We start from the raw sequence: 17,044 nt of genomic DNA, 5'->3' as shown, positions 1-17,044 counted from the left end.
TACCGAGCAAGGTTCAGCAGCGGAACGAGAATAAAGGCTGTTATTTCCCGGAAGTGCTGAAACACATAATTGAGATAGAATGATATGATGGTAAACAGGCTATATTTCTTACAGTTGTAAATGAAACCAAACTTCCTTAGAGATAAACTAAATGGTAAATTTGTGAAATTATTATATGGTATAATGAGTTCTGGAGGGGGATGTATTATGCAAAAGGCTATCGTAGTTTATTATTTGACCGATAAGAAGAATAACTTAAGTGATTTGAATCAACATTTGCAAGAGGGCTGGAAGGTTGTCTCTCAAAGTGCTATGTCAGGTGCAGGCGGCGGTGGTGCAGTTTATTCACTTGTTATATTAGAGAAAGATTAGGAAACAATGCTTTGGGATTCATTTATAATAACTGGATACGATTTTTATATTAACCGCCTTTTCAAAGGGCGGTTTTTTTGAAGGCGAAAAACATAAGATTGGGAATAGAGTTCAGAAAAGCTTTCACCATAGTAGTTGGGCGGATTTCACTTTTTTTTCTAGTTTTCTATGATTCAACAACGTAATTCCATCAATCCGTGATACAGGCAATCACTTAAAACTTAAGGCTTTTTTTAACTAGTCTCCAATCATTTCGTTTGAATTCATATCACCCGGGTAAACAATGAATAAATAACCCTGAAAGGAATGAGTCTGAAATGCCTTGGACAAAACAAGATTACCCAAGTTCAATGAAAAACCTTCCTGGTAAAACCCGTGAAAAAGCTATTGAGATCGGCAATGCCCTGCTTGATGATGGGTATGAAGAGGGACGAGCCATTCCGATTGCTGTTTCACAGGCTGAAAAATGGGCTGACAATGACTCAGGCAAAGAGGAGTATCTCCTGATGGCAGATGACGATGGATGGATGCTGAAAAAGGAAGGAAACAAACGGGCCAGTTATCGCTTTGATACGAAACAAGAGGCGCTTGAAAAAGGCAGAAAGCTTGTAAAGCAAAATAATTGTGCTTTGATCGTTCATCTGAAGGACGGATCAGTTGATACCAGAATAAACGATTAGAGGGAATGGTTTTTCATAAAATTGACTTTCCCTGAGATATTCGCCCACTCCAAAACCTTTTAGGTGAATACCCTTATAAGGTAAGTGACTTATGGAGGAGGGGAAAGCATGTACCCGCACTATGCAGCACGAGGCTACCGCAGCGCAGGCAATAGAGGACCTTTCTTTTTCGGATTTGGAGCTCCGCTTGTAGGAGGATTGTTGGGAGGATTCCTTGGAAGTGCGCTTTTTAACTATCCAAGACCTTATTATTATCCGCCGCCACCGCCTCCGGCACCGTTTTATGGAGGGTATCCGGGAGGACCAGGACCTGGCGCTTATCCTGGTTATCCGGGTGGACCATATCCGGGAGGACAATATCCAGGAGGACCGTACTAAGAAGAACACTTGAGGAACCATAAACTTAAAAACAATGGACCAGAGCAGAAGCTCTGGTCCATTGTTTTTGGCCTTTATCGTATACTTTGCCGCTGACTCCTGGGGGAAAAGCAAATGTCTGAAAAGTGAGGGACGAACCACTTTCTGGCGTCACTCATATGAGATCCGCCGCCTTTCGGAAAGCAACGAACTATATTAATAATTAAAACAGAAATCTATGAGAAAACAGCCTTGTTTTTTTATTTAAATTAGATCTTTGTCCCTTACTCGTGTGTAATTTCAATCTCCGAAATTTGCAGATCCTCATTTTTCAGCAATTTAATTTCAAGGATTCCATTCCGATAAGATGCTTTTGTACCTTTTCGTTTTACAAGTGCAGGCAAGACGACCTTTTTTTGTTCGCCTTTTGACGGATAGTCTAGAATGAAGAGGTGATTGCTGCTGTGCTGAATGCGGAGATCTTTCAACTGTTCATCTGAAGCCTGCACTTTGACGAAGATGTGGTCATTTGTTTCAAAAAGCTCAATATTATTTTGAGTTGATTGCTGCTGTTTATTGGTTTGCGGGACGCTTCCTGACATATTGCCCTGAAAAGGGAACTGCTGAGGAAAGCCCTCTCCGAAAACATTTCCCATGATATTTTGAATGTAATCCTCCACATTTTTAGGGTTCATATTTTTAAAAGCATCAGGCATTTGCCCGGATTCATTAAATGGAAAGTTTTTTTTCCAGGGAAACATGAATGTTCACGCCCTTTTTCACAGGTATACTTCACTATATGTAAAAGGCTGGGTCATTGTTAAGTTTTTTTTCTTGTAGAAGTCCTTGTATCGGGATTATAATGAGCATGGAGTTTTGAAAAGGAAGGTGCTGTAAAATGGAGCAAAGAAATATAGATATATATCGAACAGGCCTGATGCATACAGCACTAGCCTATTTTTTATGGGGGATCCTTCCGGTTTATTGGAAGCTTATTGATCATGTCGGGGCTGAAGAGATTCTTGCACACCGTGTATTTTGGTCATTTCTCTTCATGATGGGGCTGATTCACCTCAATAAACAATGGGCGCAGCTGCTAGAAGTCTGCAAGAGAATGATAAAAAAACCTCTTCTTCTGCTTTCCCTTATTTTATCATCCGTACTGATCAGCATTAACTGGTTCTTATACATCTGGGCCGTAAACCATAATCACATCCTTGAAACGAGCTTAGGGTATTATATTAATCCTTTAATCAGTGTTCTCCTTGGCATGGTGTTTTTGAAAGAACGGCTTAATAGATGGCAATATGCTTCATTTATCCTTGCTGCTGCAGGTGTTCTTTTCATGACCATGCAATATGGGAAGTTTCCATTTGTAGCTGTCATACTGGCATTGAGCTTTGGTTTTTACGGCTTAACCAAAAAAATAACGAAATTAAATGCTTCAATCGGACTTACACTTGAGACAATGATGGTCATGCCGGTTGCCCTGATTTATTTGATCATGATTGCAAATAAAGGGGAGTCTGCATTTTTTGCCTTTAATACAGGCACGAATGCCTTCTTAATTGGAGCGGGAATCGTGACGGCGGTTCCATTGCTGCTGTTTGCAAAAGGAGCACAGCATATACCATTGTTCATGGTTGGCATCCTGCAATATATCGCACCAACCATCACGCTTTTACTTGGAGTTTTAATATATGATGAATCATTCACAAGCACGGAAATTATTACGTTTTCGTTAATTTGGAGTGCACTTGTGCTCTTTTCATTCTCACATGTAAGAGGAATGAAGGAACATGCATGGAAGCTTAAAAAGAAGAAAACAATGGAGATGTAAAACAGCCTGCCCTGTGCAAGGCTTTTTTCTTTCATTGATATGATTTTTCAGTATACAATAAAAGAGTCAGGAAAGGAATGATGACAGAAGATGACGGAGAACCGCGAGCTTTTAAAGGTATACCGGAAGCTTTGGTCGAATCGGCAGCTTGAGGTCAGTGATGATGATATGCAGACACTTCTCGGCGCCATTAAAGTTGAACTGCAGGATGAAATGACCCATCCGCGCCTGCGGAAAAACACAGAGAAGAAGTTTTTTTCAGCAATCAAACGGATTTCCGCATCCAGCATTCTCGATCAGGAAAAGCTGACCCTGATTGACTTGCATATAAAAGTGTATGAAGAAATCAGACAATCTACATAAAAAGGAGCAGAATGATGGTCCCCATTACGAAAGATGACATTCAAAAACATTTAGACGTTCTCGTGAACAAAGAAGTTTATGTTCACCTTGAAACAACGACAGGCGCTTACTCTGCTCATATAAATGAAAACAATATGACAGTCGTGGCATTTATCAGAAATGCAAAGGTTTCTTTTGAGCAGGCTAAGATCACCGGTCAGGGTCCCTACCGTGTCGGTCTTAAAATAGAACATGGCTGGATTTATGCAGAAGGACTGACAGACTGGGTATACAATGAACATAATCAGCTGCTGATGGCAGGGCATGACCGCGATGGAAAGCTTGCCATCGCGCTTCAAATCAGCGAGACTCCGTTTGCAGAGTAGAAAGGGAGAATGAAAATGAGAGAGCATGTATTAGTCGTTTTGCCTCATCCGGATGACGAGTCATTTGGAGTAGGAGGTTTAATGTCGTTAAAACGCAAAGAAGGGATTCCTGTTACATATGCCTGTGCAACACTTGGCCAAATGGGAAGAAACATGGGAAATCCGCTGTTTGCAAACCGGGAGATCCTGCCTGAAATCCGTAAAAAAGAACTGCGGGATGCCTGTGATGCACTTGATGTTCACGATTTAAGAATGCTTGGCCTGCGCGACAAAACACTTGAATTTGAAGATATCGACCGATTTGCAGATATAATAGAAGAAATTATTCAGGAAGTGAATCCGACTCTCGTTGTTACGTTTTACCCTGGTCACGGTGTACATCCTGATCATGATGCAACTGGTGCTGCAACCATTCGCGCATTAAGCAGAATGCCGCTTGAAGAACGTCCTGTGACATACTGTGTTGCCATTACTAGAAATCGAGTAGAAGTGCTTGGCGAGCATGATGTTGCAATTGACATCTCAAGTGTTGCCGAAATGAAGTTAAATGCCTTGCGTGCTCATCGCAGCCAGACAGAAGGCATGCTTAAACAGATGGAAGAAAAGTTTAAAAATAAAGATCCTGAAGTCATGCATTGGGTGGAGCAGGAGATTTTCTGGACGTATAAATGGAATGATGAATAAAAAAAGATGATCTCGTTATTTCGAGATCATCTTTTTTTATGATGAATGCTTATCCTTGTTTTTCATCTATTGAATAAACCTTTTTTTGAATAAACCACAGCCTTGCAGTCAGTGCAGCAGCGGCAGCGGCAAGACCTGCAATCAAGCCGATCCAGTAGCCAAAAGCCATGAAAGACGTATTGTTTGCGAGCCAGTATCCTGTTGGAAGTCCGATAACCCAGTAAGAAACAAGCGCCATCACCAGGGTGACATTCACATCTTTATAGCCCCGCAATGCTCCTTGTATGGGAGCGGCTATTGCATCTGACAGCTGGAAAAAAATCGCATAGATCAAAAACTGGGCCGAGAGTTTTATGACAATGCCTTCGTTCGTATAGATCGCCGCAATTTCACTTCTTAAGAAATAGATAACCGCTGCTGTAATAAGCGACAGAATTACAGCCATGACAATTCCCATATAACTATATTGCTTTGCATCCCTGTACCTTTTCGCACCAACTTCATAACCGACGACTATTGTCAGCGCCATTGATATGCTGAGCGGAAGCATGTACAAAAGTGAAGCAAAATTGATGGCGATTTGATGAGAGGCAATCGTGACTGTGTCATAATTGCTCATCAATAAAGTAACCGCTGCAAAAATACTGGTTTCGAAAAATATGGCAATCCCAATTGGAATTCCGATTTTTAAGAGACTGAGCCATGCTTTTGCAGAAGCACGGTACAGTTTCTTGAAAATGCCGTAGTTCACAAAAGGGTGCTTTTTCACAATGACATAAACAGAAATCAGAAAAATGCTCCAGTATGTAATCGTTGAAGCAACACCAGCTCCTACACCGCCAAGAGCCGGAAAACCGAACTTTCCATAGATAAATAAATAATTGAATACTACGTTGATCGGCAGAGATAATAAAGTGATGATCATGGAGACTCTGGTAAATCCGAGCGCATCTATGAAACACCGCAATACATTATAAGCAAAGAGCGGCAGAATGCCAAAAGCCAAAGCAGCGAGATAAAGCTTAGCCGTCTCTCTTACATGATCCTCGAGTGTCATCGTGTTTAAAATGGGATCAATGACAAAAAGTCCGATTACTCCAACGATAATGGACAGTAACACGGAAAGGTACAAACCTTGAATGACTGTAAAAGGTATTTTCTCCTTCTGTTTAGCACCCACAAATTGGGAAACAATCGGAGTTACTGCAAGCAGGATTCCGCTTAGTCCGGTATAGACAGGAACCCATATGCTTGATCCAATTGCAACTCCTGCAAGATCTCCAGGGCTGACTTTTCCAGACATGGTTGTATCAAAGAAATTCATTGAATAAAGAGCAAGCTGCGTAATTAATATCGGAAAAAGGATGTAGGAAAATTGCTTTCCTTTCTCCAAAAGAGTAAAGGTTTGATTCATGTTAATATCCTCGGGTTTCATAGAGTAACGAAAGAATTATAACATGAAAAAAAAGAACTCGTGACTATTTCGACTTCTCTTCAAGCTCTTTTTTCTCGGGCTTAAACATTTGATAATAAAAATAACTTAAGATCATTACACCCATACCAGAAAATAGATATTGAAAGATTTTAACTGTTGTCATGGTGCATTCCTCCGTTAGATTAGCAGCAGTGTCAAAGTGCTGTCATTTTATTAGCTCTTTTCGTAAACTTTGGGTTTTAGCATAAATGTATATGACCTAAAGTGGAGCGGAAAGGAAGGGAAACCATTTATCAACTAAAACAACCATTTATACTAAAATCGATTTGTTTTAGTATGAACACTAAATGGAAAATTATTGCATGGAATGCAGAGGTTTTTCAGATAATAAGAAAAACGGTGAAATGACGGAAAGGAGCTGGACATCTTGGAACACGAATTAATCGATCCGATAAAAATACACATCTATGACCAGCTGGGCAACATCATTGAAGAATCCAGACAGCTGATGAACTCGCTTCATGAGAAAGACCATTGTCTGCTTTGTGAGCTTGAAGATTTGCATAAGATCTTTCAGCAGCTTCAATCGCAGGCATCATCCTTTTATTTGCAGTCTTATTTATCTGAGTACACTCCGCATTATGCCGTGCTATCTAAAGTCATTCAGCAGTTGTCTGATCATAAACACGGCGGTTTAATAGTGATAGAGAGGAAAGACCCTCTTTTCTCTTTTCTTCAAAACGGTGTAACGATTGATGCTTATTTATCTGCGTCATTGCTTGAAAGTATTTTTTATCCGGGGAATCCGCTTCATGATGGAGCCGTGCTCGTTTCAGGAACGAAAATCATTTCAGCAGCAAATGTACTTCCGCTATCAACGCAGACCTCTGATGCTAAGGTCGGAACAAGGCACCGGGCTGCCCTTGGCATTACAGAATCAACAGATGCAATCGCGCTTGTTGTATCGGAAGAAACAGGGAAAATGTCATTTGCGATAAATGGCGGGCTGTATCCATTCAGCTCTGAATAAATGCTTTTCATATTAAAAAAAATCCTTTATAATGAAGTTTTTACTTTATGAGCTATGCCTTCATGATTTGCTTCATCCATCAGCATGATAAGACAGCGCTCTTCTATTTATGAGGAGGAAGAACAAATGCAAGACAAGAAAAACCTGTATTCGTTTTTAAACTCGTTTTTCCGCTTAGATGAACGGAAAACAACGGTAAGAACGGAATTTATTGCTGCTCTGACAACATTTATGACTGTCAGCTACATCATCCTTGTCAACCCGATTATCTTATCTGAAGCCGGGATGCCCAAGGAAGCAGCGCTTGCCGGCACCATTTTGGCTATCGTGATTACGACCCTATTAATGGGGTTATGGGCAAACCTGCCGATTGTCATTGGACCAGGCATGGGGTTAAATGCTTTTTTTACATATACGGTTGTCCTCGGTCAGGGTTTAACATGGGAAACGGCGCTCGGGGCTGTATTTATTTCGGGCTTCGTTTTCTTTTTATTATCTGTCACAGGAGTCAGTTCAAAAGTAGTCTCTGCTATTCCCAAAACATTAAAAGCTTCCATTACAGCAGGAATTGGATTATTTGTAGCCTTTATTGGCCTGAAAAACGGGGGCATCATTGTTCCTGATGAAGCTACATATGTGGCACTCGGAAATATTGCCGATCAGGGAACATGGCTTGCGCTTGCAGGACTGATCCTTGCTGCCGTGCTTGTATCCAGAAATATCAGAGGGGGCTTAATTTTAAGCATCTTTGTCATTACTGCACTGTCCATGCTGACCGGCCACTCGCCTGTGCCTAAATCAGCAGGTGATATTCTGTCCTTTGACTGGCCGTCAGTTGAATTAACATTTATGAAGCTTGATATCATGGCTGCCATCGGATACGGTATTTTCTCCGTCATCTTCTCTTTTACAATCGTAGAATTATTTGATACATTGGCCACTTTGATCGGATTAACAAAAAAAGCGAATTTAAATGATGAGAATGGCGAAACAACTAACATGAAACGCGCATTGACGACCGGTGCGCTCGGCACAATGATCAGTGCGGTGTTTGGAAGTACAGCCATGAATACTTACATTGAAAATGCGACCGGAATTGCAGAAGGGGGCAGGACGGGCTTAAAAGCAGTATTTGCTGCTTTGCTGTTTTTGCTGACTCTTTTGTTTACCCCTTTGATTCAATTCATCCCGAATGCTGCGACAGCACCTGTTTTAATTATCATTGGAGCCTTCATGATGACAGAATTGAAGGAGATTCATTTTGATGATTTAACCGAATTGATTCCTGCCTTTTTAACACTCATTATGATGCCTTTGACGTTCAGCATTGCAGAAGGGGTGGCATTTGGTTTTATCTCTTACACATTGTTAAAGGTTTTTACTGGCAGAGCAAAAGAACTGCATTGGATGATGTATGTTATTACAGCTGCCTTCTTGATTAATTTTTATACGATGATCTGACCGGCCCTGTTCAGGGCTTTTTTCTTGTTTTTAAAAAGTTTCGCTAGTCGAAATAAATGCTGGGATGCTATAGTAGATATAGTAAAAAAACAGAAAACGGAGATATCACCATGTGGAAAAATAAAAACGTCTGGATTGTGCTCGGCGGTGAATTTATTGCCGGTCTTGGATTATGGTTTGGCATTATTGGAAACTTGGAATTTATGCAGAAAAACGTACCATCTGATTTTATGAAATCGCTTATTTTATTTATTGGACTGCTTGCTGGGGTGCTTGTCGGACCGCTTGCGGGGAGAATGATTGACAGCTGCTCTAAAAAAATGGTGCTCATATACTCGGGGCTTGGAAGAATGCTCAGTGTCATCTTTATGTTTTTGGCGATACAATTTGATTCTCTTTTCTTTATGATCCTGTTTATGATCATCATTCAATTATCCGCAGCCTTTTATTTTCCTGCTCTTCAGGCAGTAATTCCGATTATTGTAAAAGACAATGATCTGATACAGATGAACGGGGTGCACATGAATGTTGCAACTATGGCAAGAGTGATCGGCACAGCACTTGCCGGCGCGCTTTTAGTTTTTATGAGCCTGACCTCAATTTATGCCCTGTCGATGGCTGCATATGCTGTTCTTTTTGGTGCTACTTTTCTGCTTGATTTTAAAGAAGAGAAGAGAGAGCAGTCAAATTCAGGGAGGTCTGGAAGTTTTAAAGAAGTTCTTCCTGTATTGAAAGCGACGCCTATCGCGATTACAGCTCTTGTTTTGACAATCATTCCCGTTTTGTTCATCGGAGGATTTAATTTGATGGTCATTAACATTAGCGAGCTTCAGGACAGCACGTCCATTAAAGGGCTCCTTTATACAGTAGAAGGCATCGCGTTTATGATCGGCGCTTTTTTTGTTAAAAAAATAACCCATCGTTTTTCATCCGTTCACATGCTGTTTGCGTTCGCTCTAATCATTTCAATCGCACACCTAAGCTTATTTTTCAGTGATATCATGTGGATGTCGCTTATCTCATTTGGATTGTTCGGACTTGGGGTAGGCTGCTTTTTTCCGATTGTTTCGACCATTTTCCAGACAAAAATTCCAAAAGAATATCACGGCCGTTTCTTCTCGTTTAGAAATATGCTTGACCGGGTGATGTTCCAGGTTGTTCTCCTTGGTACGGGTCTGTTCCTGGATACAATCGGCCTTCAGTTCATGGTGCTGATCTTTGGAACATTATCGCTCTTGATGGTCGTCATCTATGGAATGAAATATTTTCAAAAAACAGAAGTAGGCGGTTTGAGTGAAAGCAAGTAAAAGAGAGGGAAAGCCCCTCTCTTTTTTTTTGAACCTATAAGGCTATTTTTTAAAAATAGTTTGCTGGGGTTTAGGGAGCTGTAAGAAATTAATAAACCGTTAAAACGGATTTTAAAGCTTCTTCCTCAACCTTATCCGCTTGCCTGTGCTAACTGGCAATTCCGCTTTTCTATTTGTCTAGCTCCACCTCCTAGCCCCTCGGCCAGAACGGATCCGCTTTTCTACTTCTCTCTGCATTTCTTACAAACTGTAAGCTTCTTGCCATCCGCCTGCAGATTAGGGTAAAGCAGTTTTATTCTCTCTGTTCCGCAGATTGGACAAGTGCCGCGGGCTCTTGATGCCATTTTGTATAATGTCTTTCCCCGATTTCTCTTCGCCATTTTAAACACCCTGTTTCTTTTTTTTATTACTATATGAAATTCAGATTGGATATGCTATCTCAAAAATCGTCCAAAAAACACTAATGCTGTCATTTTTTGCAAGAAAAACAGGACAAAAAGAGAGAAATTTAGCTATTTTAGTAAGAATATAGTGCTATTTTTAGAAATTTGTAGTAATTAATGCCCTAATCTATTAAAATAATCATGTAAGAAAAAAGGAGGTACTTAGCGAACAATGAAACAGAAAATTATTGGGTTAACTGCTTCAGCAGTCATCGGTTCCGGCTTGCTTGGATCCGCAGCTTCTGCAGACAGCATAACCGTTAAAAAAGGCGATTCGTTATGGAAGTTGTCACGCGAGTATAAAACATCAGTCGACACAATTAAAATGGCAAATAAGCTTTCTAATGATATGATTTTTCCAGGACAAGTCCTGAAGATATCCGGAACTGCTGAAAAACCCGCATCAAGTGTGCAAAAACCTGCTGCTCCCGCTAAAACCTCTGTCTCTACATACAAAGTGAAATCAGGCGATTCCCTCTGGGTCATTGCAAGAAACCATAATGTATCAGTAAATGAGCTTAAGAGTTTAAATGGACTGAAATCAGATTTGATCCGTCCAGGGCAGACTTTAAAAGTAAGCAAAAGTGCAGAACAAGCGCCAGACGCTGCTGCTCCGAAACCAGCTGAAAGCAAGCCTGCTTCTTCAGCAACAGCAACCTATAAAGTACAGCTTGGTGATTACCTCGGAAAGATTGCAAATCAATTCGATCTTACTGTTCCTGAATTAAAAGCCATGAACAATCTGAAATCAGATATGATTTACGCTGGCCAGATCCTTAAAGTGAAAGGTTCAAGCCAAGCTGCACCTGGTGAGGTGGAAGAAACAAAGCCATCTGCAAACAGTAAAATTGACACGATGATTGCTGAAGCAAAGAAACACGCTGGAGTTCCATACCGCTGGGCTGGAAATACTCCTTCTGGATTTGACTGCAGCGGATTCATGTACTATGTACTGAACAAAGTGACGTCTGTCTCCCGTCTCAGCACTGCTGGATATTGGGACATTATGACGTCCGTCAGCTCTCCGCAAAAAGGTGACTTCGTTTATTTCACTACATACAAGGCAGGCCCGTCGCATATGGGAATTTATCTTGGCAATGGAGAATTTATTCATGCGAGTTCATCAGGTGTTACGATCTCTAAATTAGATAATTCTTATTGGAAAGCAAGATACCTTGGAGCAAAACGCTATTTAAAATAAGAAGCCATTAAGGCTTCTTTTTTTTACAAAAAACAATCCGCCTTAAAAGGATGAATGCAAGGATCGTTTCATATGATTGAACAAAAGCAACAAGGAGGCGACAGAATGACTGCATTGCCGGCCGGAGTATTAACACATAAAATAGAAGGGAAAAAGCTTTCGATATTCTATCCATCTATAATGGTTCCTCAAGCATTCAGTCAGCAGAAAATCAATGCAGATATCCTTAAGAGTGTTCAGGATCAGATTCGTTTTGGAGGGTATGACGGCGGATTGCAGACGGAGATGCAAGGGACATATGAGATTAAAACGAATGAGCGTGACTTGTTAAGTTTAACGCTGCTGAATTACGTGTATTCCGGAGGCGCTCATGGCATGTCTTTTCTAAAAGGGCTGACATACGATACCCAGACAGGAAAAAAATATAAGCTCCAGGATCTTTTTAAAAAAGACAGCAGCTATATAGAACGATTGTCCTCCATTATTGCAAAACAGCTTAAAGAAAGGGAGATTACCTTACTTGATCCTCCCTTTAAATCAATTCGCCCTGATCAGGATTTTTATTTAGCTGATAAATCTCTTGTCATATATTTTCAGCTCTATGAAATCGCAGCTTATGCATATGGATTTCTGTATTTTCCGATATCCATCTATGATTTGGAAGATCTGATTAATCCGGATGGACCGCTGCCTAAATTGTATGGATAATTTTTAAAAACTCTTGCATTCTTCAAAGATTCACATATAATAACTGTTAATAGAAAAAAATCCCATGATGAAGAGAGTAGTCATTTCAAGTTCATCTATCAGCGATTTAGGAATGGTGAGAGCCTAAAATGAACGGAATGATGAAGCGCACTATCTAGGAGCATGCCTGAAATGATTCCAATAGGGCATGCCGGACGGCTGTCCGTTAAAAAGCTGTGAGTGGTTCAGAAATGAACAATCAGAGTGGTACCGCGGGAAAACGCCCGTCTCTTTTGTAAAAAAGAGGCGGGCGTTTTTATTTTTATTTTTAAAAGGAGGATTATTCTATATGAAAAAGAAACTTGGGGCCATTATTCATGCCTCACTAGAAAACGATCTACCCCTTGAAGCAATAGTAGATCTCCTTGAAATTCCGAAAGCCAGACAGTTTGGAGATTACAGCTTACCCTGTTTCACCCTGGCTTCAATTTATAATAAAAATCCGATTCATATTGCAGGCTTGCTTGCAGAAACAATTGAAGATGAATTTATTACAAGTGCAGCAGCTGCAGGTCCCTATGTGAATTTTTATCTTAACAGAGAGAGCATAAGCAAGGAATGTCTTAAAAAGAAGGTACACTATGAGGTACCTGAACAAACAAAGGTATTGACCATTGATTTTTCATCTCCGAATATTGCGAAGCCTTTTTCGATGGGACACCTTCGTTCAACGGTCATCGGGCAGGCGATTGCCAATCTAGGAGAAAAATGCGGCTATAACGTTGTCAGAATCAATCATATTGGCGACTGGGGCACACAATTCGGCAAGCTGATTGCAGCCTATAAAAGATGGGGAAATGAACAAGCTGTCATGAAACGTCCGATTCAGGAGCTTTTTAAACTGTACGTAAAGTTTCATGATGAAGCTTCCGTCTCTCCTGATCTGAATGAGGAGGGGAGAAGCTGGTTTAAACGGCTCGAGGACGGTGATACAGATGCATTAGTGCTGTGGCAATGGTTCAGGAAGGCATCACTTGCGGACTTTGAGAGGGTTTATCAGCTATTAGGCGTTCAATTTGATGCTTATAATGGAGAAGCATTCTACAACAGCCAACTATCTGGCATATCTGCAATGCTTGAGAAAAAAGGTCTGCTAGAACAATCTGAAGGGGCGAAAGTAGTATCTTTAGATAAGGATAATCTGCCGCCGTGCCTGATCCGAAAAAAGGATGGAGCGACTCTTTATGCAACAAGAGATTTGGCAGCAGCTCTTTACAGAAAAGAAATATATCAATTTGATAAATCACTTTATGTGGTAGGGATGGAACAATCGATCCATTTTAAACAGGTTTTCGCCGTCCTAAAGAAAATGGGCTGCAGCTGGCATCAGGATCTTCATCATATACCTTTTGGATTCATATTGAAGGATGGAAAGAAAATGTCTACAAGAAAAGGCAAAGTAGTCCTTTTAGATGAAGTGATTAGAGAGACCATCTCCGCTGCAAAAGTAAATATTGATGTGAAAAATCCTCAGCTCGAAAACAAAGAAGAGGTTGCCAGAGCGGTGGGAGTAGGGGCGATTATCTTTCATGACCTGAAGAATGAACGAACAAATAATATTGAATTTTCATTGGATGAAATGCTTAAGTTTGAAGGAGAGACAGGTCCATATGTGCAGTATACACATGCACGCGCATGCTCTTTATTAAGAAAAAGCAGCGGGATTAAGTCAGAAAATGCCATGGCTTTAACAGATGATTACAGCTGGGAAGTACAAAAACTCCTTGTCCAGTATGAGTTAGTGATTCAATCTGCGTTTGAAAAATACGACCCGTCCATTCTTGCAAAATATCTATTGCAAGTGTGCAGAGCGTTTAATTCCTATTACGCAAAAGTAAAAATCCTTGAAGAAAATCAATCTCTCACATCCAGACTTTTGTTAGTCCGCTCTGTGTGCAGTACCCTGAAGGATGGACTGACCATACTCGGTATACAAGCTCCTGAAAAAATGTAGGACCCGTATAAACCGTTTTAAAATTCTGCTTTTATGGCAATCATGCTAATGAATTTTATAATGGAGGGATTGTCTATATGAACATAAAAAGCTTTTACACAGTTATAATCGCAGCATTTCTTAGCATGAGCGCCTGTCAGTCTGCTTCAGAAATAAAGTCAGAAGATGAATCACTTCCTGTCAGTGAGAAGGCAGTTGCTCCGGTAAACGTTGATATCATAAACAGCGAGGGCGTTCAGATCGGGACTGCAGCTCTGACTGAGACATCCAAAGGAGTGACAATTCGATTAAAAGCTGAAGGATTAGAGCCTGGAAAGAAGGCCATCCATCTCCATGAAACAGGCAAATGCGAAAAGCCGGATTTCAAATCAGCAGGAGGGCATTTCAATCCCGCCAAAAAGCAGCATGGATTTGATAATCCTAAAGGGTTTCATGCAGGTGATCTGCCGAACATTGAAATTGACGAAAATGGGACAGTTGATGTTGAACTGCATGCTGCTGAGGTCACATTAAAACAGGGAAAGAAGAATTCACTGCTGGATGAAGACGGGAGTTCAATTATTATCCATGAAAAAGAGGATGACTACATGACAGATCCTGCCGGAAACGCAGGGAACAGAATTGCATGCGGGGCAGTCGTGAACTAATAAAGCGGAAAAGAAAGTGTTAGTCAGAATATACGCAAATAAAAAAGCTGATGAGACAACAAGTCTCATCAGCTTTTGCTTATTTTTCTTCTGTTTCTTCAGGACCCATGTAACGGTATTTTGTTTGATCTACAGGTTCAAATCCTTTAGGAGTATAGAAACGCAGGAGATCTCCGTATACAATCTGGTCTGAAAGGTTCAGCTTTTTATCAACCATTTCTTCTGTTTGTTTAATGTCTCCGTTTTCCTGTACCGTTTCTCCAGTAGACGTATCATAGAATTTGCCGTCAACTGAAGTGAACTCAGGTGTTACGAAGTCACCGTTTCTAAAAGGCACCACTTGCTGGTGGTCTTTTGATAATAAATCCGTACCCATTTGGACATAATCTTTTGTATCAATGCCAAGAAGGTGCATAAGAGTAGGGCGGATATCAACTTGCCCGCCGAACTGGTGTTGTTCTCCGCCTTTAAGGCCTGGTACATGAATGAACAGTGGAGTACGCTGCAGCTGAGCATGTTCAAACCCATTAATCTCTTTGCCCATTACCTGAGACATTGCTTTGTTGTGATTTTCAGAAATTCCGTAATGATCACCATACATAACGATCATTGTATTATCATATAAACCTGACTTTTTAAGATCATCGAAAAACTGCTTCAAAGACTCATCCATGTAACGAGCCGTCTGGAAATAACGGTCGACAGAACCATCACCAGTTGTATGAGGATCAATCGTTGCTTCTTCCTCATCAATTGGATAAGGGAAGTGATTCGTTAATGAAATGAATTTCGTATAAAAAGGCTGCTCCATAGATTCAAGAAGCGGAATTGACTCTTTAAAGAATGGTTTATCTTTAAGGCCGTAGTTCACGACATCTTCATCTTTCATTGAATAATAGGCTGCATCAAAAAATTGCTCGTAGCCCAGTGACTTATACATCACATCGCGGTTCCAGAATGATTTATAGTTGCCATGAAAAACAGCTGTTGAATACCCTTTTTGATCAAGAATAGCCGGCGCTGCCTGATACGTGTTTTCTGCTTTCGTTGTAAATACAGCTCCCTGTGGAAGAGGGAATAATGAATTTTCAACCATAAACTCGGCATCAGACGTTTTACCTTGACCTGTTTGATGAAAGAAATTATCAAAATAAAGTGTATTTTGATTTTTTGTTAATGAATTTAAAAACGGTGTAACTTCTTCGCCGTTAATTTTATAATCAATAGCAAATGTCTGAAGTGATTCAAGTGAAATATAAATCACATTCATGCCTTTTGCTTTACCGAAGTATTCTGGATTAGGTTCAGCATGTGTTGCTTTTGTGTAGTTTACAACTTCTGTTACATCGTTGCTGTCAGCTAAAGCGCGCTGAGCAGATGATTTTGAACTTTGAATCGCATCATAAATCGTGTAATTATACATGCCTAAATATTTTACAAGGTAGTTGCGGTCAAAGGTGCGTGTTAATAATTGCGGGCGGTCCATTTCCGCCAAAGCAAGGTTTGCACCGAACAGCATTACAGCTGAAATCAGAACAGCGGAAACTCGTTTGCCTTTCATTCTTACATTTTCCGGCTTCACGAATTTACCAAATACAAGAATCATTAAAATAATGACATCCAGGAAGTAAAGGACATCATATGGTTTAACCAAAGCACCGAAACTTTGTCCAAGGTCACCGGCATTTTTAGTTTGTGTTAATGTTGGAACTGTAATAAAATCGTTGAAAAAACGGTAGTAGACAAGATTTGCATATAATAAGAAAGAAAGAAGGAAATCAATCACGATCATCCAAATAAATGCTTTTCTTCCTTTAGCAAATAATGCTAAACCTAAAAACAGCATTGCAGAGCTGATTGGGTTGATGAACAGCAAAAACTGCTGAATGGAATTATCAATTCCTAAATTAAGTTCTGTTTGATAAGCGGCATAGGTTTTTATCCATAGCAGAACGACTGCGAACAGAAAAAAGCCAAGATGCTTGTTCAAAAAACTCTTAGCAAATACATTTTTCATTTTTTAACACCTCTAGTAATCTTTTAAATTGTCATCTTAATAAATCTTAACTAATTATATATAGCCGCTTTACACTGTTTTGAAACAGGTAATTGTTCAGCAAAAGATAAAAGCAATAATAACGCAATCAGGTGCAAAAAG

General features: G+C 40.2%; 17 protein-coding genes and 1 other annotated feature. Of the genes, 14 read left to right on the top strand and 3 right to left on the bottom strand.

The window, feature by feature from the left end; genetic code table 11:
- The first annotated feature begins 207 nt into the window (after positions 1 to 207).
- The 3 genes from ABEQ24_RS13400 to ABEQ24_RS13390 all read left to right on the top strand — a co-directional run bounded on the left by ABEQ24_RS13400 (position 208) and on the right by ABEQ24_RS13390 (position 1,430).
- On the top strand, positions 208 to 372 hold the full coding sequence (locus ABEQ24_RS13400; protein WP_430007254.1) for a hypothetical protein: 165 nt from the start codon (positions 208 to 210) through the stop codon (positions 370 to 372).
- A 317-nt stretch (positions 373 to 689) separates the two neighbouring features.
- Positions 690 to 1,052 carry a DUF2188 domain-containing protein gene (locus ABEQ24_RS13395; RefSeq protein WP_430007253.1) on the top strand — a complete coding sequence of 121 codons (363 nt, stop codon included), beginning with the start codon at positions 690 to 692 and terminating at the stop codon, positions 1,050 to 1,052.
- Between the two features lie 108 nt (positions 1,053 to 1,160).
- Entirely contained in the window at positions 1,161 to 1,430 is a 270-nt protein-coding gene (locus ABEQ24_RS13390) for a hypothetical protein (RefSeq protein WP_430007252.1), read from the top strand.
- A gap of 263 nt (positions 1,431 to 1,693) precedes the next feature.
- Here the strand turns inward: ABEQ24_RS13390 and ABEQ24_RS13385 are convergent, their stop codons facing one another.
- Positions 1,694 to 2,170 (bottom strand): spore gernimation protein GerT, encoded by a 477-nt coding sequence (locus ABEQ24_RS13385; RefSeq protein WP_430007251.1) that lies wholly within the window; start codon positions 2,168 to 2,170, stop codon positions 1,694 to 1,696.
- A 137-nt stretch (positions 2,171 to 2,307) separates the two neighbouring features.
- Here ABEQ24_RS13385 and rarD point away from each other — a divergent pair, with 137 nt between their 5' ends.
- From rarD to bshB2, 4 genes are all read left to right on the top strand, one after another.
- Positions 2,308 to 3,249: an EamA family transporter RarD gene (gene rarD / locus ABEQ24_RS13380; protein ID WP_430007250.1), complete on the top strand. Its 942-nt coding sequence runs from the start codon at positions 2,308 to 2,310 to the stop codon at positions 3,247 to 3,249.
- A 90-nt stretch (positions 3,250 to 3,339) separates the two neighbouring features.
- Positions 3,340 to 3,612, top strand: a complete 273-nt coding sequence (locus ABEQ24_RS13375; protein WP_430007249.1) for a hypothetical protein — start codon at positions 3,340 to 3,342, stop codon at positions 3,610 to 3,612.
- 14 nt (positions 3,613 to 3,626) lie between these two features.
- A complete protein-coding gene (locus tag ABEQ24_RS13370; protein WP_430007248.1) occupies positions 3,627 to 3,977 on the top strand; it encodes a YojF family protein in 351 nt (116 codons plus the stop codon).
- 15 nt (positions 3,978 to 3,992) lie between these two features.
- Entirely contained in the window at positions 3,993 to 4,661 is a 669-nt protein-coding gene (gene bshB2 / locus ABEQ24_RS13365; protein WP_430007247.1) for a bacillithiol biosynthesis deacetylase BshB2, read from the top strand.
- Between the two features lie 49 nt (positions 4,662 to 4,710).
- Here bshB2 and ABEQ24_RS13360 read toward each other — a convergent pair whose 3' ends face one another.
- Positions 4,711 to 6,075: an MATE family efflux transporter gene (locus tag ABEQ24_RS13360; protein WP_430007246.1), complete on the bottom strand. Its 1,365-nt coding sequence runs from the start codon at positions 6,073 to 6,075 to the stop codon at positions 4,711 to 4,713.
- 448 nt (positions 6,076 to 6,523) lie between these two features.
- Here ABEQ24_RS13360 and cdaS point away from each other — a divergent pair, with 448 nt between their 5' ends.
- The 7 genes from cdaS (at position 6,524) to ABEQ24_RS13325 (ending at position 14,886) form a co-directional block, all read left to right on the top strand.
- Positions 6,524 to 7,126: a sporulation-specific diadenylate cyclase CdaS gene (gene cdaS / locus ABEQ24_RS13355; RefSeq protein ID WP_430007245.1), complete on the top strand. Its 603-nt coding sequence runs from the start codon at positions 6,524 to 6,526 to the stop codon at positions 7,124 to 7,126.
- A gap of 126 nt (positions 7,127 to 7,252) precedes the next feature.
- Complete coding sequence (locus tag ABEQ24_RS13350; RefSeq protein WP_430007244.1) at positions 7,253 to 8,587, top strand: NCS2 family permease; 1,335 nt, start codon at positions 7,253 to 7,255, stop codon at positions 8,585 to 8,587.
- A 110-nt stretch (positions 8,588 to 8,697) separates the two neighbouring features.
- The gene (locus tag ABEQ24_RS13345; RefSeq protein WP_430007243.1) at positions 8,698 to 9,894 is read left to right on the top strand and encodes an MFS transporter; all 1,197 of its coding nucleotides are present in this window, start codon (positions 8,698 to 8,700) and stop codon (positions 9,892 to 9,894) included.
- A gap of 615 nt (positions 9,895 to 10,509) precedes the next feature.
- Positions 10,510 to 11,538 carry a LysM peptidoglycan-binding domain-containing protein gene (locus ABEQ24_RS13340; protein WP_430007242.1) on the top strand — a complete coding sequence of 343 codons (1,029 nt, stop codon included), beginning with the start codon at positions 10,510 to 10,512 and terminating at the stop codon, positions 11,536 to 11,538.
- Between the two features lie 105 nt (positions 11,539 to 11,643).
- A complete protein-coding gene (locus tag ABEQ24_RS13335; protein ID WP_430007241.1) occupies positions 11,644 to 12,246 on the top strand; it encodes a DUF3298 domain-containing protein in 603 nt (200 codons plus the stop codon).
- A gap of 55 nt (positions 12,247 to 12,301) precedes the next feature.
- Positions 12,302 to 12,520, top strand: a binding site (T-box leader).
- A 54-nt stretch (positions 12,521 to 12,574) separates the two neighbouring features.
- Positions 12,575 to 14,239, top strand: coding sequence for an arginine--tRNA ligase (gene argS, locus ABEQ24_RS13330; RefSeq protein WP_430007240.1), 1,665 nt, complete (start codon positions 12,575 to 12,577; stop codon positions 14,237 to 14,239).
- 77 nt (positions 14,240 to 14,316) lie between these two features.
- Positions 14,317 to 14,886: a superoxide dismutase family protein gene (locus ABEQ24_RS13325; protein WP_430007239.1), complete on the top strand. Its 570-nt coding sequence runs from the start codon at positions 14,317 to 14,319 to the stop codon at positions 14,884 to 14,886.
- A gap of 79 nt (positions 14,887 to 14,965) precedes the next feature.
- Here the strand turns inward: ABEQ24_RS13325 and ABEQ24_RS13320 are convergent, their stop codons facing one another.
- On the bottom strand, positions 14,966 to 16,903 hold the full coding sequence (locus ABEQ24_RS13320) for an LTA synthase family protein (RefSeq protein ID WP_430007238.1): 1,938 nt from the start codon (positions 16,901 to 16,903) through the stop codon (positions 14,966 to 14,968).
- Positions 16,904 to 17,044: the final 141 nt, after the last annotated feature.

Source organism: Metabacillus idriensis (genome assembly GCF_050483325.1).
GTDB lineage: Bacteria > Bacillota > Bacilli > Bacillales > Bacillaceae > Bacillus_P > Bacillus_P idriensis_A.
The sequence above is the reverse complement of the archived record's forward strand: the minus strand, read 5'-3'. Positions and strand labels throughout refer to the sequence as shown.